We start from the raw sequence: 22,109 nt of genomic DNA, 5'->3' as shown, positions 1-22,109 counted from the left end.
TTCCTCCTAAGTTTGAGTTAGAGTCGTGTCTTACTCATATCTTACTGAGGAGCCCTATTTTTTTCAAAGCTCAGAAATAACGATCTACAGGAATGCTAACCTGCCCCGTTAGTCGAATAAGAAAAAAGAGCTGCCGACCCCCATTGGACCTTCAACTCTTGCACCTGTTAGTTAAAGAAGCAGTATTAATATTAGGCATTATTATTAATAAGGATTTGGTTGTTAATATGATGTTCCATATGTTTAAGATAATCTTTTATGAGCCACTCTAATGTTTCTTGTTGATTATTTCCTATATCACAAAGATTTGATAATCTCTCTTTTGGTATATTCGATATAATATTTATGATTTGCTTATTTAATACTAAAAAAAGGTTCAATATCTCATCAAGTGGTCTTTCTTGATAATTCTGAAGTATGACCCATTGGTTTTGATTATATGATTGGATAACAAATGGTTGTTCTTCGTACTGAATCTTTATAAACCTATTAATATTATTTATTGCAGAGTCGCATAGATGTCCTAAAACCTCTTTTTTTGACCATTTATTTGGTAATGGGCGTTTTGATATTTCTATTTTTGACATTGAGTTATATACCTTCGGTAATGTTTGTATCCAGTGATTTACTCCATTAATTATATTCTCCACACGCCTTCACCCCTTCAATATGTCTAAAAAACATTTTTATTCTAAAGACATTAATATCCCTTTTTAAACTAAACTGCCCTATAGTTAAACAATGAAATTGCCGGCTGATTACAGCCTGCTCTTAAACTCTTGCACCCAGTATTTCAACAAGGTGGACGACCTTATAAATTGCCTAAGTAAATTGTATTAACCTCGTTTTCAATAATTTCTCTATCAATACATTTAACAAAGTATGCCTTTGCTATTGGTCTGGAACTAACAGGAGAAGTTAATGTTTCATTTATAAAGTGGAGAGCCACACCGTCATCAACTGCATAACCTTCTTTTATTTTTCCTTCTTTGATTAATTTGTGATACGAAGGCTTTCTTTTGTTCTCACCATCATAGTGGGGACAGTTGCTTCCCTTTAGAAAACCTAAACAATCCAATTTAAACAAAGGAGCATTCAATGGGTCAGTTAATCCTTCTTCGAACCAACAAATCGAACCAGCACTTATGCCTGCAAGTATAACCCCTTTTTTATAAGCCTTTTCCAAATAGTGATCTAAACCCCATTCTTTCCATAAAACAAGCATATTTCTGGTATTGCCTCCACCGACATAGATTACATCTTGCTCAAGAATATAACTTTCTAAGTCAGTAAATTCCGGCTTAAATAATGATAAATGAGATGGTTGGCAAGGAAGAGTATTAAATGCCTTATAAAATCTTTCAATATAATTTGTTTGGTCTCCACTAGCAGTTGGAACAAAACATACTTTTGGTGAATCTTTCTTGGATTGGGCTAGTATATATTTATCAAGTAGAAGGTTATCTGGCTCCATAGAAAAGCCTCCGCCACCCATTGCAATAACCTGTCTCATTGCTTCATCCTTTCAGTTTTGTTACTTCGTAAATACTACAAAGGGCGGTTATTTCCCTTCTTATTTTTATGAACCCTTATTCAACTAAACTGCCCCTTCTGTTGACTAAGAAAAAGCTGCCTTACTCGGCAGCTGATATTTAAGTACAATTTTGCACAATCTTATAGCGTAACAAGTACGTGCTTATTGGAAATAGGTTCATATCTGTGAATTAGCTTTTGGAGGAACTTCGAGTAAAATGTATAAGAAAGGATGAACAATCGCAGAGTGCCAAGCGCTACGCTTCAGATATCAATATACAATTGTTCTAGATATATACATAATTCAAAAAATAGTGAAAGTATTACAAAAAATGCAATATTATAATGGATGTAAAAATAAAAGAGATAGGGAGAATTTTTATGGAGATAGTACACATAACAAATGCTTTTGATGAAGATATTATTCCTTGCTTTACTGGATTAAAACAAATGATTATATCAAAAATCAATTCAAAAAAATGGAAAGACTACTTTTCTTCATTAAAACTTTTATTACTATTTGATGAAGAATTTATGAAAGATTGTAATCATAAAGAGATAAGATTTAAGGTTACTTTGACAACTGGAATATCTAATGATGAATTGCAAATTGGCAATGTTGATGAAGAAATTAAGGTTGTTAAAAATGATACGGATTATATTCTGATTCAAATAATACAAAATTTAAAGGCACACTTTATAAAAGAGGTTATAAAAATAGCAACCAACCAAAATATAGCTAATTATTTTTATTCTATGTACAAAAGAATTCATCCTGGTTTGAAGATGCAGGATTTTGGTATTTATAAAAAACTTGTGCTTTATAATTGGAATTTTGGAAGTGATATGCATCCCTTTACAACAAGACATATAAATCTAATATTTCCAATGAAAAAATCATTAGATGCCGATACTATTAAAGACGACACTGAGGGTAATATAAAAGTTATTATCACAAATTCAACATCGGAAAACTTAAAAGACCACTATGTCGGCTTTGATCAAATCATTGGTATTAATGATTAATGGCACAGCTTTTCACTCAAGGATTTATTGATGATATGAACTTCTACAAAGTAGTAACGCAATTAGACAGTAATGAGATATTTGCAATCTTTAATATAGTAAACAAAACGGGCCATAATGCTATATACGATATGCAAATAGAGTTACTGAATTTACCTGAATCAGATGGTCCTGTTTTAGAAGAATATACTGAAAGGTTTTTAAAAGTTTGTTTCTCAAATTTTTATGAGGAATTTGAACTTAAAGAACAAGTTCCAAATAAAAAGGGCATTAGAATAAGGGATTTTATATTGCATAACAAAAACCCAAACAATATTTTCTTAAAAAACTAGAACAACGAAATGCAGAAAATTTGCTGTTTGATGCGAAAAATTACTCTGGGAAATTAAGTGTTAATGACTTAGATACATTTCAGAATTATATAAAAGAAACTCCATCTTTTAGAAACTTTGGAATTATCCTTTCCAGACATGGTTTAAAAGATATTGCAGAGGGATATTTTGTTGATTTGCTAGGAAGACAGGGAATAGAGATTCTTGTCCTTGACCAAGATGATATGTTACAAATGTTAAATCTTCTAAATAACGGCAAAGATCCTATAACTATAATTGAAGAAAAATACAAGCATTTAGTTGTACAATTATAACAAAAAAATAATCTTTTAAAATTCAAGGGTAGGCAATGTCCTACTCTTATTTAATATACTCAAAGGATATTAACGGTGGTAAATACTGAAACATCTACTTTATTAAATAATGCTCCTCTTATACCACTAACCTGCCCAAAAATAAAGTTAATCCTATCTGGATTAACCCCCTCGTTACAAACTATTTATTGACGGGTGCTATACCCTACATTAAGTTATTACTGACAAATATCCCTAAAAGCCAGCCAACAATTCCGCTTATTATACCTAAAATAATCATTGCTGATCCTTGCTTATGCCTGATTTAGCAGCTGAGCTTGAATATAACCCCGGTTACTTAAATTAGATTAATCTACCTACTAGGTTATAAGGACTGACTTCCCAAGTTTCATAAGGAATTGTATTCTTTGCATTCATTGCATCCAGTACCCTTGATTGCATATGGGGGCGTGTTATATTCTGGTTAATATTTTTTTCATTTAATTCGACAAATTTGGCTTCGTTAATCTCTTCAGGTGGAACTTTTATTTCTCCAGTGATGTATTTAGCTTTAAAAACTACTACTAAATTTTGTTTTGTCGAATTATAATAAACTCCTGTAATACCAATTGGTTTGGTAACCAATCCTGTTTCTTTTAAAACCTCTCTTGCGACAGCCTTATCAAGCGCTTCTTCCTCTTCTACTTGTCCACCAGGCAATTCCCAAGTATCTAGTCTCCATTGAACTTTTGTTAATAAGACCTCATTTTCATCATTAGTAACAAATGCAGTTACTGCAATATGTAAAGTGACAATAAAGTTATTTAATTTTAAAACCTCAAACAAGCATAACCCCGTTCTAAGTAAGGACGGGGTTAAAAATATAGTTGCTTAATTTTGATGTAAGATACTTCACTACACTAAAAAATATAACAATAAAGTCGTTTAAAAATCTAAGTTTTCTTCAACAATCGCGCCCGATAGCTGAAGATCAAAATAATGATCATGATTGCTGCCTTTAGCTTGTTGAACTAACTTATCCGTTAGCGTATTCTACTTTAGGAGACAAGGTCATCTAACCGTCTGGTAAACGAGACCTATGGCTCCAGAATCAAAGGTCTTGTTTTCGATAAGTTTAAGATTGATCTTCTCCTTGAGACCTTGGAATAACGGCAATCCGCTGCCGATCAGGATGGGAGAGACCGTAATTTTATACTCATCAATTAAATCAAGCTGCATAAGGTGGTGTGCGAACCTAGGACTGCCGAGGATGACCATATCCTTGCCTGGCTGCTGTTTGAGGTTCTTGATCTCTTCCTCGACATCTTCTTTCACCAGTCTGGAATTATTCCATTCGACTTTTTCCAGCCTCGTGGAAAAAACGATTTTGGCTGTCTTTTCGATCCACTCTGCATGATTCCGTTCATGCTGGGAAGCTGATGGGTTCGAAGGCACAGATGGCCAGTAACTGTGCATCATCTGATAAGTCCCACGTCCCCAAATGACAGAGTCGGCACTACTCAGAATTTCTTTCGCGTGTTTCTCCAAATCAGAATCGTAGGAAACCCAGCCAATGTCCATTTCACCGTTCGGCCCTTCTACAAAACCGTCAAGCGATGCGTGCAAAAACAGAACGAGTTTTCTCATTTTCAGTTCTCCTTTGTTCATGAAGGATATTTAAATTAACCATTTTAGGACATTTCAGCTTGGGTTGTTTCTTATGGATTGCTAATCTAAACTGCCCGTCCTAAATGAAATATTCTACTATTCCACAAAAATCCCTTCCATTCTATTCTGCAAAACTGCCCGTTAGTTGAGTAAGACAAGATAAAACCAAAATCGTTGCGAACAAATCATATCAAAAAAGACCAAACATATTTTATATATAAATTGTTTGGTCTTTTTATTTACATACATTTAAAGGTTGTTACCCTAAGATAAGATATCCCAAGCTTATTGTTATTGAGTGGTTCATCTTATTGAATCAAAATCCTCGTTAGTTAAAAATAACTTTCACCATATAAAATCAGATGATACGACCATTAACTTCAGTTGTTCCTGTACAGACATTTATTCGCAAATTGTTTTAAATCGACCAAAGAGGAAATTGTTCTTTCGTTCATATATTTTTCCTCAAAGTTTTAGATGCTTACTCTCCTACCATACCATCATTGTCATTATCTCGCATATACGGGTATAACCAATGTTATATTAAGGTTAGAGGAATACATTGCTTGATATTAAAAGAACCACACATAATAGATATATCTAAAATGTGTGATCATATTTTGATTTCTTATTCAACTAACGCACCCGTTACTTTAAGTGTATTTCTTCACAATCTTAACAAAAGCACTCATAGCTAAAACAAAAAGGGGAAAATTCGATTATTATTCTTGTGTTTGTAGAGCTAATCTTAATCCCAAACCAATATAAAGCATTCCTACGGCTTTCCCAAACCACTTTGAACTCTTAGTAGATTTAAAGGGTAGCTTGTTACCAACTACACTTGTAATTAACGATAAGAGAGTAGTATAGAGTATAGACATTAACACAAAAGTTATCCCAAGTATTAAAAGTTGAGTTGTTACGGGAGTACCGTTACTTCGCACAAATTGTGGTAATAAAGCTAAAAAGAATAATGAAGTTTTAGGGTTTAGTAATTCAATAAACAGAGCCTGACGAAACGATCCACTGGTTTTTACATTCTTTACAAAAGGTTTCTTGATCTCTTTTGATTTCTTAATCAAAATAATTATCCCTAAATATATTAAGTAAGCTGCACCCAAATATTTAACTATTTCAAAAGCAAGTGCAGATGTCATTAAAATAGCAGAAAGACCAAGTACAGACGCACAGGTATGTATTAAGTCACCAAGAGCAATACCCAGTCCAGTGACAATCCCATTTTTCTTCCCACCTGTAACTGTTTTTGAAATTGTTAAAAATACAGCAGGACCTGGTGTTAGAAATAACACCAAAACAAATAAAATAAAAGTTGCCATTTATACCATACTTCCATTCGTTAAAGATTACCTTACCTAAATTCTTTGAGGTTTTTTTTCATGAGAGATGCTATTTGTAAATTATTTTTTTCAGCAGAGTTTTCAAGCTGTTTTATCACTAACTGTTGTCGTTCGACTGAGTGATTTTGACTTAATTTAGCTTTTGCTTCGATTTTTGAGATATTTATTTTAAACGCTACAATTCCTTTACTCATTCCTTCGATTAAACTAGGGTCTACATCACTTAAATTGTACGGGCTATCCGAGCTTTCATATTTTTTTACCATGTCATTTAAAGAATTGAATATTACTTTTGGATCTTCGACAGTCTCCATCTTTCCATATAAATGGATAGATACATAATTCCAAGTAGGTACTGCCTTCATTGTTTCGTACCAAGAAGGAGAAATATAACAGTGAGGACCTTGGAAAACAACAAGAACTTGCTGTTTTTTTATATCCTTCCATTGTTCGTTCGGGCGAGCAAAATGACCATATAAAGCACTTTCGCCTTTATTTAGTGTGAGTGGAAGATGGGTGGCGTATGGTTCTCCATTGTGCTGAGAAAATAAAGTAGCAAAGCTGTACTTTTCGATAAAATCATAAATCATTTCTTCATCATTGAGTTGAAAATCTTTAGGTATAAACATGATTTAGCTCCTCCTTGATTAATCCTTTGTTAATAGTGTTATTTGGATTTGAAAATAAAGATTCAATATGAGATATTGTACAATGTAAATTGACATCTAAAAAGGTACAATTATAAACAATTAAACATGTCAAAGGTGGTTTTAAATGAAAAATACTATTTTTGTTTTGAAGGAGGACTCCCCAAAATACAAGCAAATATACGAGCAGTTTAAGTCTTTTATTGAGCGTGGCGACATACATCCTAATGATCCATTGCCATCCATTCGCCAACTTGCAGACTCCCTTCAAGTCAGCCGCAATACGACTTTGATGGCATATGAACAGCTTGTCGCTGAAGGCTATATTCGTGGTGAGGGGCGTAAAGGGTACTTTGTAAATGAAATAGAACCGCTTTTATTTCAAGATGCTTTAATTCCCCCTCTTAAAAAGCATAAAGAGTCGGTAACACCAGGCAAAATTGATTTCCGTGCAGGTGCCGTAGATCAAACAAATTTCCCCTTGAAAATTTGGAGGAGAATAGCCAATAATGTGTTAACATTACAGGAAAGTTTCCAATACGGAGAACCCTTTGGTGAAATGTGCCTACGTGAACAGATCGCCACGTACTTATTTCATTCACGAGGGGTGAAAACAGAAGCGGATGCCATTATAATCGGCAGTAGTACCCAACAAATGCTGATCAACCTTGGACAAATTCTGAAGGATGATTTCTCTCGGATTATCGTAGAGGACCCAGGGTATGATGGAGCTAGAGAAGCTCTTCGGTTTCATCGTTTCACGATTGAGACTTTACCAGTTCATGAAACAGGTGCTAATTTTTCAAAATTAGAACAAATGAGATCACGGTTAATCTATGTAACCCCCTCCCATCAGAGCCCTCTTGGTGTGAGCATGTCCATTCAACAAAGGCAAATGCTTATTCATTGGGCTAACAAGAGGCATGGATATATTATCGAAGACGATTATGATAGTGAATTTCGCTATACGCAACAACCATTTCCAGCACTTGCATCGATTGATTCAACAAGAGTTATTTATCTAGGGAATTTCTCAAAGTCCTTTCTTCCAGGAATCCGTTTAAGTTATATGGTGCTGCCACAGCTGCTTTTAAACCGTTATAAATACCAATTTCAGAATTTTGAATGTACCACTTCCCTTCTTAACCAACTCACAATGGCTAAATTTATGGAAGAGGGAGAATGGAACCGCCATATTAAACGTATGCGCCATGTTTATAAGAAAAAAATGCAGTGCATAGTTTCAGAATTAAAAAACCAATTCAAACAAAATATATCCATTATTGGGAAGCAATCTGGTTTGTACTTATTAGCTAAGATACATCTTAAACATTCAGAGGAATGGCTAATCGAGCGTGCTTCCGATTTTGGTGTAAAAGTGTATCCTACCTCAATTTATTTCATAAAAAATCATTATGATGATCCAATTATTAAACTTGGATTCAGTAATCTTTCTTGTGAAGAAATTCAGTTAGGCGTAAAGCTTTTAAAAAAGGCTTGGTCATAAAAAACATACATTTTATAACCCTACAACTACAAGGAATACTGGAGTAAGCTTAGAGGATGCAGTTTTATGCTGCATCCTCTATTTATTTCTCGTATAAAGCTAAACTACTTTTTATCTACAGTATGAAAACCCACCGTATTCAACGTAAGTAAAAGATAATAAAAGTGCCAGGTTTCAATCTTTGCGGAAGCAATATCTACAGTAAGTTTTTAACGTATCTACCCTTTAGCCGTTGTCACATCTTTCACTATACAAAAAGTTATAGGAGTGATTTGGTCATTATTAAGTCCACTTGTTCTTCATCACCCATATAAAAAGAGTGAGCTCCTGTTTGAACAAATCCCATTTTTTTATAAAATGCAATCGCATTTTCATTTCTTTCCCATACGCCTAACCAGATTTTCTGTTTATTATGTTCCACCGCAACTTCAATAGCTTTATTTAGTAGGTATTTACCAAGCCCATGTTTTTGAAAGTTGTTCTTTATATAAATCCTCTCTATTTCAAGTGAGTCCTCACCCATTTCTTCAGATTGAGCATCATTGGTATTAACCTTTAAATATCCAGTGACTTCATTATCAAAATAAACAAAAAAGAATTCTGAAGAGATATTAGACAATTCCATTTCCAGCTGTTTGGAATTAAAAGCTTTTTCTAGGTAGGTTTTCATATTTTCAGCTGAATTCTGATCTTTAAATGTATCATTGAATGTTTCAATACTAATTTCTTGGAGTTTTTGTAAATCCTCACGGTTGCATTTTTTTATTTTGACAGTCATCTATATGTCTCCCCTTTATATAATCAATAATTTCTCTTGTTTCCCTTCTTTACAAATTCCCAGTCTTTTTCTATATTTTTTCTTACTCTTTGAAGAAGTTTGAAAATGGTTTCTGTTTCTTGTTCTGAAAATCCGTCTAAAGCAATACTGTTCGAGTGCTCATTTTCACTTTTTATAAAAGAAAAAACATTTTTTCCTTTCTCTGCTGGAAAGAGTCTTTTTATCTTTTTGTTATTTTCATCTTCTTTTTTTTCAATAAAGCCATTCATTTCAAGTTTCTTTATAGCACGAGCTGCTGTGGTTCGATCTACTTTAATAAGCTCAGCTAACTTTTCTTGAATGATTCCTGGATTTTCACATATTCGCACCACATACAAATACTGCCCTTTGGTAAGGTCATATTCTTTAAATTCTATATTACTTATAGAATCTAATGCTCTTGCTATCATTCCAATTTCACGAAGTATTTCTCTCATGGTTGCCCCTCCTTCTATATTTTTGTTGCAAATACAATAAAAATAACATATATTGATTTTAAGGCGAATTTGTTGTATTTGCAACAAAAATAACAAAAAAGAGGTAGAATAAATTGAAATATGTTTTTTATGTAATAGGAATTCTAATATTAACACTTGGTATTTCTTTCACAATACTATCAGATATTGGAACTACACCTTTCGATGCACTTTTAGTAGGGCTGTCCATAAATATTGGGCTAACTGTGGGAAGTTGGGAGATAATACTAGCTATAATATTAATATGTTGTAATTCATTTTTAAAAAGAAAAAGACCTGAATTTTTGGGGTTGTTAACGGCATTTATAACGGGCATCGGTCTTGATATGTGGCTTTTTTTATTGCACTTTTTAATAACACCTGAACTATGGTACAGCAAACTTATTTGTTTTGGAATTGGCTTAATTCTTATAGGATTAGGTACTGCAACTTATTTACACACAAATTTTGCACCGATTCCAGTAGACCGTTTAACATTAGTAATACAAGAATTATCTAAAATAAGTATATTTTTTTCGAGAACAATCATTTATCTCGTGTTCTTGATAATGGCAGTCATTTTTAATGGACCAATTGGAATTGGAACTTTATTAACTGTTTGTCTAGGGGGAGGAATACTCAGTTATTTCATGCCACTTACTAAAAAAGTGATAGATCCCATATTAAGACACTCTAGTACATCAAGAGATTTTGATAATGATAAAAACCATTCGTTATAGGATGGTTTTTATTTTTCTTCTTTAACTAAACTGCACCGTTTGTTCAATAAGAAAAAGCATTCCTCGTTTAAGGAATGCAAGGTTACGTTCTTTTACTCACTCTTTTCGAAATAGTGTACTGTCCTAATTTCTATCCTCCAGCCTAATTCCTCTCCAGCATCCAACTGTGTGGTCGGATGTAAAGATGCGATACGTATTGCTTCTTCCATATCATTAGCCTCTATTAGGAACACACTACCTATTCTCTCGTCAAACTCGACTAAAGCGTTTTCCGTTACCTTGATATTCCCTTTCTCACGCCGTATGGATTTGACTTCCGTTTCCACACCAACATCCATAATCACTTGACCGCTAAAATAAAATTTCTGAAGGTGGGGGCTACATTCGCCCATAATAGCTTCGATTTCACCTTTCGGGAGAACATTCATTTTCTCTGGACTAAGGTAACCAAAACACAAGAATTTCATCTTTAATCTCCTTTTAATTGGATTTTTAGCTTATCAATGATTCTTGTACACTAAGACTTTCTACGAGCTTTAAATAATTCCTTCTTGAACCAAATAAATCATCTTGTTCAACTAACCTGCCCCTTTTGTTAAATAAGAAAAAGCTGACTGATTCAGCAGCTGATCTTGAATATAAGTACCCGTTACTTTAAGTACTTTTTTCACAATCTACTCTACACTCTAAATGTTTATAAAGAAAAATTGAATGAGTTACTTTTTTATTTATATTAAGTAAATTTTGTACTAACATTTTATTAGAGTTAATGGTCACTAAATAACAAAGGTGTAATACATTAAATCACTACTTTTTGCAAATAATGCAATATAGAAGTATAAGGTGGTGTGAATATAATGTCCAATAAACTGATATTATGGTTACTATTAATTATTCCATGGTTAACATTATTTTTTTTAAAAAAAGAAGGAATCAAAAGGTACATGCCAGTAACAATATTTACTGCATTATTAGTAACCATCGTCTATGAAATAGGCTATACATATAAGTTGTGGCAAATCAAAGAAGCGATAGTGCCCTGGGGATACATAACAAATGTGAGCTTTGCGTACGGAGCATTCTTTATAACTACAATATGGATTTTTTATTTTACATTCAGAAACTTTTGGTTATACCTTGCAACAAATATTGTTATTGATACATTTGGTGCTTGGGTGATACTTAAATTTGTTGAAGCAAGGAAAATGGCTCACCTTACAATAAGTAATTTAAGTTTATTTTTAATTTTTGTTACAATAGCCTTAATTGCTTATATTTTTGAAATATGGTATGAAAAAGTTTAAAATATTGAAAAATTTTAGATTGCATTATATAAGCCAGTAGAGGTTATTTAAGATGTTCTTATTTAACGTTTCAATCTTAAAAAGCAAATAATTGTCCAGAATACCGTATTATTCCGAAATGAGCGACGGACATTCCATTAGTTTTTTTACATTTGGTTATTTTTTATCTTTCTATGTCTGAAAAAAAACAGACCTAGTGACGTAATGCCTAAAATACCAATAACGGAATACAGAACAAAATTATCACTGTTTCCGTTGTTCTCCTGCATCCCATAACCTCCACCCATTTCTGGGTTGTTATTTACATACTTGTATCTTTTGTGTATTATTTTTTGATATTCGCCAACAGATTTTTCTCTTTCATCAGTTCTTTAGCATTATCATTTAAAGGTTTTAATTTTTTCCCATTGAAGGTATACCAGGCATCTACTGGTCCTTCAAAGAGCATGATTTCCCCGCCTTTAAACTTACCCATCTTTTGTGCTAATTCATAACTGAAACCAAAAGTGGAGAGCTCGAATAGTCCTGCTTCATTTTTATTGGTGCCGATAACGTTTACAGGCTTACCGTCTTGGTAAACTACGGCCAAATACTCATTAGAAGGACCAATGCCTTTAGACAGGTCAGGATTCTTTTCTGTAATAAATTCCGAAGTAACATGGTATTGTTCATATAGAGGCCCAAAAGTAATATTTTCAGAGTCGGGATTCAAATTGAATGTGTTTGAATGCTCCGCATGAAGTTCCTCTGCGACGATCTCATAGAAAAATTTATCAGCAAATTCTTGTGCTCCTTGTGGAATATTCCCCTCCGCTCCCACTGATGTTTCGATGTCACAGACAAGAAAAGCCAGAATTATTGCAGTAAGCATTTTCATTTTTCCCCCATTAATACAACTAAAATGACCCTTTAGTCGAATAAAAAAGAGCTGTCGATCCCACTTAATCTTTATCTCTTGCAGCCACTTGGTTAAAAAAGTGGAGATATACGTTTTTGCATTCGAATTCTTGGAACAGTATCTTCCTCTTCTATCCTGAGAAAATTAAAGCCCTGTTTTTTATAAAACCGTATTGGCCTTTTGTTAGTAGTGGATACCCTTAATTGATACTCAATGATATTGTTTTCTTGAAAGAAATGTTCCGCATACGCAATTAGGTTAGACCCATACCCTTTACCACGATATTCTGGGATAAGGTAAAATAAGTTAACATATCCAACCCTCATGCTATCAAATGCCTTAATTTGGAACTCAACTTGCCCCTCTGGTTTACCATTGTTTTCTACAAGAACAATACCGCCTGGAAATTTCACAAGCCTATCTTCAATCTTTTTTAGGTAACTTTCGTTATCTCCAAATAAATTATCGTCACCAAAACTGATTACATATGAATCTCTTCTGAACTTAATTATCGTTTTTGAATCTTTTGATAGGTCAATGCTACGAAAGGAAATCAATGTGAATCCAAACCCTTTTAAGAATTCTATTATTTAATATTCGACATAAACAATCTATCAGTCCTTCTTCAATAAACCTGCCCCTTTTATCGAATAAGAAAAAGCAATGCTTATTTGAGCATTGCCTGCTTTCCTTCTGGGCTGTTAAATAATACTTAATTCTAAATATTCGTCAGATTCCTTAAACCCAAACTTCTTATATACAGGTCTTCCCATATCTGATGCACCAAGCCAGATTCTTGGTATACCAGATAACTTGACCTCTTCAACTAATTTTGATAATAGATGTTTTGCAATGCCTTGACCTCGGTAATTTTCGTTAGTGTACATATTTGCAATATATGCCTTTTTTCCAGTTTTATTGGTATAGCTGGGTGGGAAATCATAAAAAATTACTGCACCACAAGCTATAATTTCATCATCATCTTCTACAAGCCATTGGATAAGCCTGCCCTCACTTAACTTATCTTTAAAGAAAACTGATAGTTCCTTATCAATATCAATACTTGGTTCTAACCCCTCATCAACTAATTGTTTTTTTCTTAGCTCAACCATTTTTTCAATATCGTTCATGTTTGCTCTACGATATTTCAACATCTTATCACTCCTAACGATGAATTGTATTCTTCATTCTTAATTATAAATCCTTCTTCCATAAACCTGCCCATTTTATTCTACAAAAAAAACCACCTAGTTTGGCAGCTGAGGTTGAACAAAAGTACCTGTTAGTTCAACAAGGACCGTGAATAATTTCTTTATTTCTTCGACACCTTAACAATTTTAAATAATAAAAATCCCAAATCTAACATTATAGCTAATAATAATAACGGAAACAGGATATTTGAAATCACCAACTTCTCCTCCTGAGATTATTTATATCTAAGTTAAATTTTACTATAAAATCCCATTGTATTGTTAATGGTTCTTGTGCTAACCTGCCCCTCTTGTTGAATAAGGAATTCAGCAAAAAGGGGCGATATCCTCTGCTTCTAATAAATTCACAATAGGCATCCAATAACACTCACGCTCTCTATGGCCACATGAGTACAGTTATTTAGTTTAATCAAATCCACTAACTGTGAATATTCTTGTCTTTTAAATGATGAATACCCCTAATTCTACCTATTTTTTCAACATGTATCATTAAGGACCTAAACTTAAGGCGGTTCCAGGCACCGGAATTTTTTCTGCCTGTTCAAGTGGAATAAAATGAATCCTTCTAATTCCCTATATAACCTAGTCTTTCATGACCTTCCTCTTATATACAGTATAATTATAGATTGGTATATTCAAATTATTCAAAAAAAATGAAAGGAGTTCCAAATGGAAAAGTGGTATAACAAATTTATAGTTTTCTTCACTGCTCTAGTAATGGCTTTGGGGCTGTACGCAGCTCCAGCAGGTGCTGTTTCTAATTTAGCGAGCCCCGTCGCTGAAAGAGTTTTATCTGCTGAGATTGAGGAAGCGACGATATTTGAATTGCAGCATGCGATGCAGAAGGGGGAGCTTGCCTCTGAGGAATTGGTTCAATTCTATCTCAACCGAATTGAGGAGTACGATGACAGCATTAACTCCATCATTACAATTGACGAAAATGTATTAGAAGAAGCGAAACAACTAGATAAAGAGCGTAAAGCTGGAAAAGTTCGGGGTCCCTTGCATGGAATTCCGGTTATATTAAAAGACAACTATGATACATATGATATGCAAACTACTGCAGGATCCCTTTCACTTGAAGGTTCCATCCCACTAAATGATGCCTATCAAACAAAAAGATTAAGAGATCAAGGTGCTATCATCTTAGGGAAAGCAAACCTACATGAATTTGCTTTCGGATTCCAAACAATTAGTTCCCTTGGCGGACAAACCTATAATCCATATGATTTAACAAGATACCCAGGTGGTTCAAGCGGTGGTACGGCAGCAGCGGTAGCTTCCAACTTTGCCGCTGTCGGATTAGGGACAGACACTGGCGGGTCCATCCGAATACCTTCGTCCTTTAATAACCTGGTTGGACTTCGCCCTACTATGGGACTTGCCAGCCGCGATGGAATCATTCCACTTGCACTATCACAGGATGTTGGCGGACCGATGGGACGTACGGTTGAAGATGTGGCTGTCGTGCTCGATGCAATTGCTGGCTATGACCCAGCAGATCCAGCTACTGAAGCCAGTATCGGGAAAGTTCCAAAAACCTATACTCATTATCTTAAGAAAAATGGATTAAAGAAAGCTCGGATAGGCGTTATTCGCGACCTTTTTGGGATTGATCCTAAAGTCCATAAAGTGATGGATCAAGTGATTGCGGACATGGAAGCACTTGGAGCAGAAGTGTTCGAGGTAACCGTTCCCAGGCTTAGTCCAATTCTTTCTTATCCAAGCTTAAGCGGATACGAATTTAAATTTCAGTTAAATGATTATTTGGCTAGCCTTGGGCCGGATGCACCAGTAAGAACATTATCAGATATTATAGATAGCGGGAAATTCCATCCAAGCTTGGAAAGTGGATTAAAATCCCGAAATGAAAGAGAATCCTTGGAAAATGATGAGGAATACCAAGACATTGTTACCAATCGTCCTAAAATGGCAAGGGAAAGCTTAATGGCAACGTTTAATGAACATGACCTTGATGCACTACTCTATCCAACTTCGAGTGCTTTACCGGCACAGGTGGGCAAAAGCCAAGGTGCAGGGAATGCTAATCGCTTAAGTCCTTATTCAGGATTCCCTGCAATCACGGTTCCTGCTGGCTTCAGTGACAACGGCCTTCCAGTCGGGCTCGAGCTGCTAGGAAAAGAATTCGATGAGCCAACATTGATTAAACTGGCCTACGCTTATCAAGAAGGAACCAACCATCGAAAAGGGCCGGAACTAAAATAAGAACTTCTTAGAAAGAGGTCAGTCCACTAGCGCTGCAAGACTTAAGATAGTAAAACAAGTTTTACATCATTTTTTGTAAAAAGGAACTCAGCAGAGTACTGCAGTTTTCTTACTTCAATTCTTTATTCTTATTCCAAATTTGGGCCATCTCTTTATTTCCATAATCTAAGAATAGGGATCGCTTAAGCGATCCCCTTCTTTTAACATTAGCACCCGTTGAATAAGGAAAAGGCATCATTCTTAATTAATAATCGAATTTTAAGCTGCATAATTATCAGCTGATCTTGAACATACGCAACAAGGTATACTGCCCGTTAATCGAAAAGAGATCCCTCTTAGCTCTAAGTTTGACAAAAGATAAAATGATCATTAGGATTCCAAACGTGCAGATAATCTGCAATGTATACCCGCAGCCATAACACGCCGTTTATTCGTCTAAGATAGTAGCCTTTTGGAAAATCATCATCTTCGCACAGTATCTCCGAGCTATTGTGATAGACCCAGATGGCGCTTGAATTCCGCTGTAAAGTATTCCCCGAATAATCCTCTGGCTGATCCAGATATTCCACTCTCAAATAAGGCCCCAGTTCAAGCGGACACAATCCCAAACCTAGATCTTCCGCTTTTTTAAAGATTTGAGCCGTAGTAGCTCCATCAGGGAAGCCTAGATCGCCTACCAGTTTTTCTCCATACTCATTCCCACCGAAAATCCCACAAAAAATAAGGCTGCCGAACCATTTCAGCAGCCTTAAATCCAATTTATTTTTTCAATGCTTCATACTGTTTCAGTACTTCTGTAGCAAGCTCGCCTGATTCTTCCAGTCCGCATACTTCTTTCAGCACAAGCAGTACTCCGTTGTCTTGAATCATCTCCTGGAGCTTTACCGCTTCTTCGTCTTCCCTGTTATCAAACAATAGTGCCGCAGCAATAGCTTTAGCGAGGTTAGTGTAAGATAAGCCTGCTTTTTGTGCCTGCAGTGCCGGGCGAACGAGTCTGTCTTCAGGGCCAAGCTTTCTTATCGGCGAACGTCCTACTCTTGTGACACCGTCATTCAAGCGGGCATTTTGGAATCGGCCGATAATTTTATCAATATATTTTTGATGCTCGTCAGGATTCAGACCATATCGATGAATCAAATAGGCCCCTGTTTCACCGAGTGTTGCCTGAACCTGCTTATAAATTTCTTCATCTGCAAGTGTCTGGTCGATGGTTTCTTTTCCGCCCAGGTATCCGAAATAAGCAATGACGGCGTGTCCAGTGTTAACCGTGAACAGTTTTCTTTCGATAAAAGGCGCGAGCTCCGGAACAATTTTCATTCCTTCGATATGCGGAATGTCTTCTGTCGTTTCCACAACCCATTCATGGTACGGTTCAACAAGAACATCCAATGATCCGTGGTTGTTTTGGATTGGGACAATTCGGTCTACAGCGGAGTTTAGGAAAGAAACACCGGTTAGATTTACATCGCTGTCAAGATGCTCCATTATATAGTCTTTTAAAAGGTCAGTCGCAGAAATCTGATTTTCACATGCAATGACATAAAGCTGCTCGTTAATGCCTGCCTCTGCTCTTGCAGCCAGGCCTTTTGCAATTAATGGGGCAATCCGCGGAAGGATGTTAGGGCCGATTGCTGTTGTTAAGAAATCAGCCTGCTTAATGGCCTCTATTACTTCATTCTCCTGTTTCAGGTTATTCAATCCTGAAACATTTTCAATGGTCATGGATCCCTGTTCGTCTGCAGCCAGCAGCACTTGATATTGTTTTTCTTCGTTCAGCTGATTAATGATTTCGTCGGCAATATCCACAAAAGTTACATGGTAGCCTGACTGTGAAAATAGGGCCCCGATAAATCCTCTTCCAATGTTCCCTGCTCCAAAATGCACTGCTTGTTTCATCGAATCATTCCTTTACTGATTTATTTTAAAATGAGACTGCAGATATTCCGTAAAAATCAATTCCAGCTTCTTGTAAATCATGTCTTCATTAGCTGAAGAAAAAATTAGAATTGCTTCCTCTGTCTCAATAATATTTGTGCTGATTAAACTTAAAATCTCCTGCTCACTTCTGCTCAGCTCGAGTGGTGCCAGCATGAGCAGCAGGTTTTTCAGAAGAACATCTTTCCCGTCCATCCCCTTCACCATGCATGGCTCGGGAAGATGGGCAATCTGAAAAATAAGCTCATGGACGTTTTTACTGCGGGCATGAAAGAGAGCCATATTGGTTTCAGGTATGCCAAGCCCGCCTTTTTGTTCCCGCTCCCTTAAGGATTGCAGGACATCTTCAGCATTCGCCAGCAAATGATCCCGTTCGGCAATCCCAAGCATTCTCTCAAGAATCTGCTCCTGGCTTTCTCCTCCATCCATCCGGTAAAAACGAAAGTTATGAATAAGAGACTCGATGCTCTCCTGGATATCTCTTACTTCCTCAAGCATTGCGGATAAAGTAAGGTTTCTCTGTTCAGCCTGTTTGATCCCATCCTCCGGCTGATATTCTTTTCCTTTGGTCAGGCTTCCAATATTGTTCTTCAAATAGTTTTTTATGGTGAGTATATTTTCATCGCTTAAGAGCGGATTCACCAATATGTACTCAGCATTTATAAAAGGAAGTCTGACTGTAGAAAGAATTAAATCATATTCCTTCAAATCAGCACCCTCTGATATTTCCTTCATCGACTTGATTTCGATTACATCAATCTCAGCTGCTTCTTTTTTCAGCCTGCTTTTTAGCATCTTGGATGTGCCGATGCCCGTCGGACAAATGACAAGCGCCTTAATGGAAAGATTCTCTTCCTGCATGACCAGGGCTGAGCCAAAATGAAGGACGATGAACGCGATCTCGTCATCGGAAAATTGATCAATGTCTGTAAATTCCTCTTCAAGGCTTTTTTTTACAGCCATGAACAGAACCGGATATTTTCGCATAATTTCTTCTTTTAGCGGGTTATAAGATTCCATATTCTGTTTCATTCGGAATATGGATGGCTCCATATGGGCCAGCAGTCCCTGGAATAAGGAAAAATCCTTGGTCAAATCCACATGCAGCTGTTCCGAAACAGATTTAATCACGTTTTTGATCATTTGGGCGAGCACAAGGCTGTCATATGGAAAAGCCTCGGCTCCGCTCAATTTGGTCCCTTTAAGTATTCGTGCGAGGTAAAGGACATCCCCTTCTGAAAAAATGCAGTCAAATTTTCGTTCCAGCTTGCTTGTTACCTGCTGAATCAAACCGTATTCCGCTATAACTTCCTTTTCAGGAAGGGTATCACTTTGATCCACAAAACGCTTTTTTAGAGTCCGCTGCAGAGAAATGCATACATGCAGCACAACCTCCAGATATCCGCTGTCAGCAAACCGGGCAGGTGCACCAGAAAAAACAGTCTGAACAATACTGTTCACGTGGAAAAGATAGTCCGGTTCAAAGTAATGAAGGACCCTTTCTTCACCCAGCTTCCTTTTTTCAAGCAAGAATAGTTTCTCAATTAATTCTTCATGAAAATATTGGAGGAAAAAATGGGCGAGCGCTCTTCGTTTGTTTGCTTCTGCTCCGTGAAGCTCTACCCCGACTCCCCGTTTTCTGGTAAGCTGCACCTGGAAAACGGATAGCCATTGGGCAAGTTCATCCAGATAAGCTGACAGGGTTGCCGTGCTGATGCCGAGGTAGCTTGCCAGAACCTGAGTTTTGTATAAATCTTCTTCTAGAATGGCTATAAGAAGGCGGAGTTTCTTTTCCTGAGGAGTCTGGTCGACCGGTTCACTGCTGGTCAAATGCTGTATCAGCCGGAAAATCTGCTCATTTTTCCCTTCAATAGCAAGGCCCTGATTTACATTGCGTGTTAACTTCAAATCGAACTCACTAACGATTTTCTCTACTGCCTTTAAATCCCTCTGTATTGTCCTCGCACTGACATTCAACGAAGATGCAATCGACAATGCCGTGTGTTTACCAGATGTTTTTATAATAGATTCAATAATGGCTTTTTCCCTCGATGTAATATACATGAGATCAGCTCATTTCTAAAATTAGTGACAAAAACACTGAATAGAAAAGCGCATAATAACGCTTTTCTATTCGGAAATATCTTTATTTTTATTTCTTGCCGATAATATCCATAATGGTCTGTGCCGATTCAGCCTCAGCCAATTTTTCGATATTATCCATGTCAGAACATGTTACCGCGATTCCTGATAGGATTTCAAGGTGTGTGCCGTCTTTGCCTGCTATTCCGAAGATCAGACGGACCTTTTGGCCATCGAAATCTACTCCATTTGGCACCTGGATAACAGTAAAGCCGGATTTGATCACAGCTTTTTTGGCTTCTTCGGTTCCATGCGGGATCGCTACATCATTTCCCATATAAGTGGACGTGATATTATCACGTTCAATCATCGCTTCAATATAGCTTTCTTCCACATAGCCTGCATCGACAAGCACTCTTCCTGCGAAGCGGATTGCTTCATCCTTATCAGCAAATTCTTTGTTCAGGAAAATATTTTCCGGACGCAATAAATCGTCATCGTGAGCCATTTCTTCGTCCACGGTGTCAGGAACATTTTCTTCAGCATCTTCAACGATTTCATGCAGTTCCGAGTTAGCCGGGAACTGGAGGGCGCTGATCAGCTTGTCATACTCCGGACTTGATAGGAAGTTATCAACCGATACATGGAATGCATTCGGCACTTTTTGGCGTGCCCTTGGTGTCAGTTCTTCCTGTGTAATGACGATTTCTGCATCTGATGGAAGATTGGAAATCGCTGTATTCGTAACAGCAATGTCCATGCCTGCTTCCTTCACCTTTTTTCGGAGAAGTGATGCACCCATGGCACTTGAGCCCATACCTGCATCACAGGCAAAATAGATTTTGGAAACATTATCGGGCATTGCAGCCTGACCGCCTTCAAACACATTGGAAACAGAACTTTTCTTGCCTTTCATTTCCTGCATCTTTTTCGCAGCTTCTTCAATATCCTCTTCACCCTGCTTGCCCGTCTTCATAATAAAGGCAGACACGATGAATGACACAGCAGCAGCCACAAGCACACCTGCGAAGTTCGCAATATACGCACTTGCATGATGAGGCGTTACAGCCGTGATGGCGATGATGCTGCCCGGTGATGAAGGAGCGAATAATCCGCCGCCTAAAAGAACCAGTGTGAACACACCGCTCATTCCGCCAAGGATGACAGCAATAATGAGCATAGGACGCATTAAGATGTAAGGGAAATAAATTTCATGAATCCCGCCGAAGAAGTGAATGATTCCGGCACCTGGAGCAGATTTCTTGGCATTGCCTTTTCCAAAGAACATGTAAGCAAGCAAGACACCGATACCAGGTCCAGGGTTTGCTTCAAGCAGGAACAGGATGGATTGTCCTGTTTCTTTTACCTGTTCAACGCCAATTGGCGAAAGAACACCATGGTTGATGGCATTGTTCAAGAATAAAACTTTTGCCGGTTCAATTAAGATGCTTGTCAGCGGCAGAAGTCCTGTGCCAATCAGCCAGTCAACTCCAGCTACAAGCCAGCCCGTGAATACATCAACCGCAGGGCCCACTCCCAGGAATGCAAGGATGGCAATAATTGCACCAAGAATTCCAGCTGAGAAGTTGTTCACAAGCATTTCAAAGCCAGCACGGACCTTTCCTTCGATCATCTGGTCAAATTTCTTAATCACATAACCGCCTAAAGGACCTATAACCATGGCGCCAAGGAACATCGGCACCTCAGCACCAGCGATGACCCCCATTGTTGCAATGGCACCCACAACAGCACCGCGCTGATCATGTACAAGCTTACCTCCGGTATAACCAATTAATAATGGAAGCAAGTATGTCACCATTGGACCTACCATTTTGGCAAGGCTTTCATTTGGGAAGAAGCCAGTAGGTATAAATAAAGCTGTAATAAGACCCCATGCTATAAAAGCAGAGATGTTCGGCATAACCATTGAGCTCAGAAAATTACCGAACTTCTGTACAGCTACTTTTAGATTAGATTGAGCCATGTACACTCATCCTTTCGAAATATAGTACTTTATTATTAATGGTAATGGACAAATGGGCTATACTCAACAAAGGAGAAACCTAACTTTGTCGCG

General features: G+C 36.8%; 22 protein-coding genes and 1 pseudogene. 7 read left to right on the top strand and 16 right to left on the bottom strand.

Going from position 1 to position 22,109, the window contains the following annotated elements:
* Window positions 1-191 precede the first annotated feature (191 nt).
* Together JI665_RS22865 and JI665_RS22860 are read right to left on the bottom strand one after the other, a co-directional pair.
* Window positions 192-650: a DinB family protein gene (locus JI665_RS22865; protein ID WP_206844537.1), complete on the bottom strand. Its 459-nt coding sequence runs from the start codon at window positions 648-650 to the stop codon at window positions 192-194.
* Between the two features lie 161 nt (window positions 651-811).
* On the bottom strand, window positions 812-1,513 hold the full coding sequence (locus tag JI665_RS22860; protein WP_206844533.1) for a peptidase E: 702 nt from the start codon (window positions 1,511-1,513) through the stop codon (window positions 812-814).
* A 401-nt stretch (window positions 1,514-1,914) separates the two neighbouring features.
* On the opposite strand from JI665_RS22860, the gene JI665_RS22855 reads away from it, so the two are divergent.
* From JI665_RS22855 to JI665_RS22845, 3 genes are read left to right on the top strand one after another with little or no spacing between them, the layout of a single operon-like run.
* Window positions 1,915-2,559 carry a hypothetical protein gene (locus JI665_RS22855; RefSeq protein WP_206844530.1) on the top strand — a complete coding sequence of 215 codons (645 nt, stop codon included), beginning with the start codon at window positions 1,915-1,917 and terminating at the stop codon, window positions 2,557-2,559.
* Window positions 2,559-2,891, top strand: a complete 333-nt coding sequence (locus JI665_RS22850; protein ID WP_206844527.1) for a hypothetical protein — start codon at window positions 2,559-2,561, stop codon at window positions 2,889-2,891. The genes JI665_RS22855 and JI665_RS22850 overlap by 1 nt, the downstream gene beginning before the upstream one ends.
* A gap of 20 nt (window positions 2,892-2,911) precedes the next feature.
* Window positions 2,912-3,205, top strand: coding sequence for a hypothetical protein (locus JI665_RS22845; protein ID WP_206844524.1), 294 nt, complete (start codon window positions 2,912-2,914; stop codon window positions 3,203-3,205).
* 342 nt (window positions 3,206-3,547) lie between these two features.
* Here the strand turns inward: JI665_RS22845 and JI665_RS22840 are convergent, their stop codons facing one another.
* The 4 genes from JI665_RS22840 to JI665_RS22825 form a co-directional block, all read right to left on the bottom strand.
* A complete protein-coding gene (locus tag JI665_RS22840) occupies window positions 3,548-4,000 on the bottom strand; it encodes an NUDIX domain-containing protein (protein ID WP_414635279.1) in 453 nt (150 codons plus the stop codon).
* 255 nt (window positions 4,001-4,255) lie between these two features.
* On the bottom strand, window positions 4,256-4,831 hold the full coding sequence (locus tag JI665_RS22835) for a dihydrofolate reductase family protein (RefSeq protein WP_206844519.1): 576 nt from the start codon (window positions 4,829-4,831) through the stop codon (window positions 4,256-4,258).
* A gap of 743 nt (window positions 4,832-5,574) precedes the next feature.
* Window positions 5,575-6,189: a LysE family translocator gene (locus JI665_RS22830; RefSeq protein WP_206844516.1), complete on the bottom strand. Its 615-nt coding sequence runs from the start codon at window positions 6,187-6,189 to the stop codon at window positions 5,575-5,577.
* A gap of 32 nt (window positions 6,190-6,221) precedes the next feature.
* Window positions 6,222-6,839: an FMN-binding negative transcriptional regulator gene (locus JI665_RS22825; RefSeq protein WP_206844513.1), complete on the bottom strand. Its 618-nt coding sequence runs from the start codon at window positions 6,837-6,839 to the stop codon at window positions 6,222-6,224.
* Between the two features lie 145 nt (window positions 6,840-6,984).
* Between JI665_RS22825 and JI665_RS22820 the strand changes: the two genes are divergently transcribed.
* A complete protein-coding gene (locus tag JI665_RS22820; protein WP_206844511.1) occupies window positions 6,985-8,364 on the top strand; it encodes a PLP-dependent aminotransferase family protein in 1,380 nt (459 codons plus the stop codon).
* Window positions 8,365-8,623: 259 nt separating this feature from the next.
* On the opposite strand, the gene JI665_RS22815 is transcribed toward JI665_RS22820, so the two are convergent.
* Together JI665_RS22815 and JI665_RS22810 are read right to left on the bottom strand one after the other, a co-directional pair.
* Window positions 8,624-9,142, bottom strand: coding sequence for a GNAT family N-acetyltransferase (locus JI665_RS22815; protein WP_206844509.1), 519 nt, complete (start codon window positions 9,140-9,142; stop codon window positions 8,624-8,626).
* Window positions 9,143-9,165: 23 nt separating this feature from the next.
* Complete coding sequence (locus JI665_RS22810) at window positions 9,166-9,618, bottom strand: MarR family winged helix-turn-helix transcriptional regulator (RefSeq protein WP_206844507.1); 453 nt, start codon at window positions 9,616-9,618, stop codon at window positions 9,166-9,168.
* A 113-nt stretch (window positions 9,619-9,731) separates the two neighbouring features.
* Here JI665_RS22810 and JI665_RS22805 point away from each other — a divergent pair, with 113 nt between their 5' ends.
* The gene (locus JI665_RS22805) at window positions 9,732-10,376 is read left to right on the top strand and encodes a YczE/YyaS/YitT family protein (protein ID WP_206844505.1); all 645 of its coding nucleotides are present in this window, start codon (window positions 9,732-9,734) and stop codon (window positions 10,374-10,376) included.
* A gap of 92 nt (window positions 10,377-10,468) precedes the next feature.
* On the opposite strand, the gene JI665_RS22800 is transcribed toward JI665_RS22805, so the two are convergent.
* On the bottom strand, window positions 10,469-10,843 hold the full coding sequence (locus tag JI665_RS22800; protein WP_206844503.1) for a YciI family protein: 375 nt from the start codon (window positions 10,841-10,843) through the stop codon (window positions 10,469-10,471).
* 390 nt (window positions 10,844-11,233) lie between these two features.
* Between JI665_RS22800 and JI665_RS22795 the strand changes: the two genes are divergently transcribed.
* Window positions 11,234-11,680, top strand: a complete 447-nt coding sequence (locus JI665_RS22795) for a hypothetical protein (protein ID WP_206844501.1) — start codon at window positions 11,234-11,236, stop codon at window positions 11,678-11,680.
* A 325-nt stretch (window positions 11,681-12,005) separates the two neighbouring features.
* Here the strand turns inward: JI665_RS22795 and JI665_RS22790 are convergent, their stop codons facing one another.
* The 3 genes from JI665_RS22790 to JI665_RS22780 all read right to left on the bottom strand — a co-directional run bounded on the left by JI665_RS22790 (window position 12,006) and on the right by JI665_RS22780 (window position 13,729).
* The gene (locus tag JI665_RS22790) at window positions 12,006-12,551 is read right to left on the bottom strand and encodes a hypothetical protein (RefSeq protein ID WP_206844498.1); all 546 of its coding nucleotides are present in this window, start codon (window positions 12,549-12,551) and stop codon (window positions 12,006-12,008) included.
* 98 nt (window positions 12,552-12,649) lie between these two features.
* Window positions 12,650-13,135, bottom strand: a complete 486-nt coding sequence (locus JI665_RS22785; protein WP_206844495.1) for a GNAT family N-acetyltransferase — start codon at window positions 13,133-13,135, stop codon at window positions 12,650-12,652.
* 144 nt (window positions 13,136-13,279) lie between these two features.
* Window positions 13,280-13,729: a GNAT family N-acetyltransferase gene (locus JI665_RS22780; protein WP_206844576.1), complete on the bottom strand. Its 450-nt coding sequence runs from the start codon at window positions 13,727-13,729 to the stop codon at window positions 13,280-13,282.
* 729 nt (window positions 13,730-14,458) lie between these two features.
* On the opposite strand from JI665_RS22780, the gene JI665_RS22775 reads away from it, so the two are divergent.
* Window positions 14,459-16,015, top strand: a complete 1,557-nt coding sequence (locus tag JI665_RS22775; protein WP_206844492.1) for an amidase family protein — start codon at window positions 14,459-14,461, stop codon at window positions 16,013-16,015.
* Window positions 16,016-16,356: 341 nt separating this feature from the next.
* On the opposite strand, the pseudogene JI665_RS22770 reads toward JI665_RS22775, so the two are convergent.
* The 4 genes and pseudogenes from JI665_RS22770 to JI665_RS22755 form a co-directional block, all read right to left on the bottom strand.
* Window positions 16,357-16,713 (bottom strand): annotated as a pseudogene (locus JI665_RS22770) (helicase); the annotation flags it as partial.
* A 61-nt stretch (window positions 16,714-16,774) separates the two neighbouring features.
* Complete coding sequence (locus JI665_RS22765) at window positions 16,775-17,911, bottom strand: mannitol-1-phosphate 5-dehydrogenase (RefSeq protein WP_206844489.1); 1,137 nt, start codon at window positions 17,909-17,911, stop codon at window positions 16,775-16,777.
* 12 nt (window positions 17,912-17,923) lie between these two features.
* Window positions 17,924-20,014 (bottom strand): BglG family transcription antiterminator, encoded by a 2,091-nt coding sequence (locus JI665_RS22760; protein ID WP_206844485.1) that lies wholly within the window; start codon window positions 20,012-20,014, stop codon window positions 17,924-17,926.
* Between the two features lie 88 nt (window positions 20,015-20,102).
* On the bottom strand, window positions 20,103-22,016 hold the full coding sequence (locus tag JI665_RS22755; RefSeq protein ID WP_206844482.1) for a PTS mannitol transporter subunit IICBA: 1,914 nt from the start codon (window positions 22,014-22,016) through the stop codon (window positions 20,103-20,105).
* Window positions 22,017-22,109: the final 93 nt, after the last annotated feature.

Origin of the sequence: Bacillus sp. NTK034 (assembly GCF_017303275.1) — a bacterium.
In the GTDB taxonomy this organism is placed as follows: domain Bacteria; phylum Bacillota; class Bacilli; order Bacillales; family Cytobacillaceae; genus Cytobacillus.
Note: the sequence above shows the minus strand (reverse complement) of the source record. Positions and strands in the feature narration are given on the sequence as shown.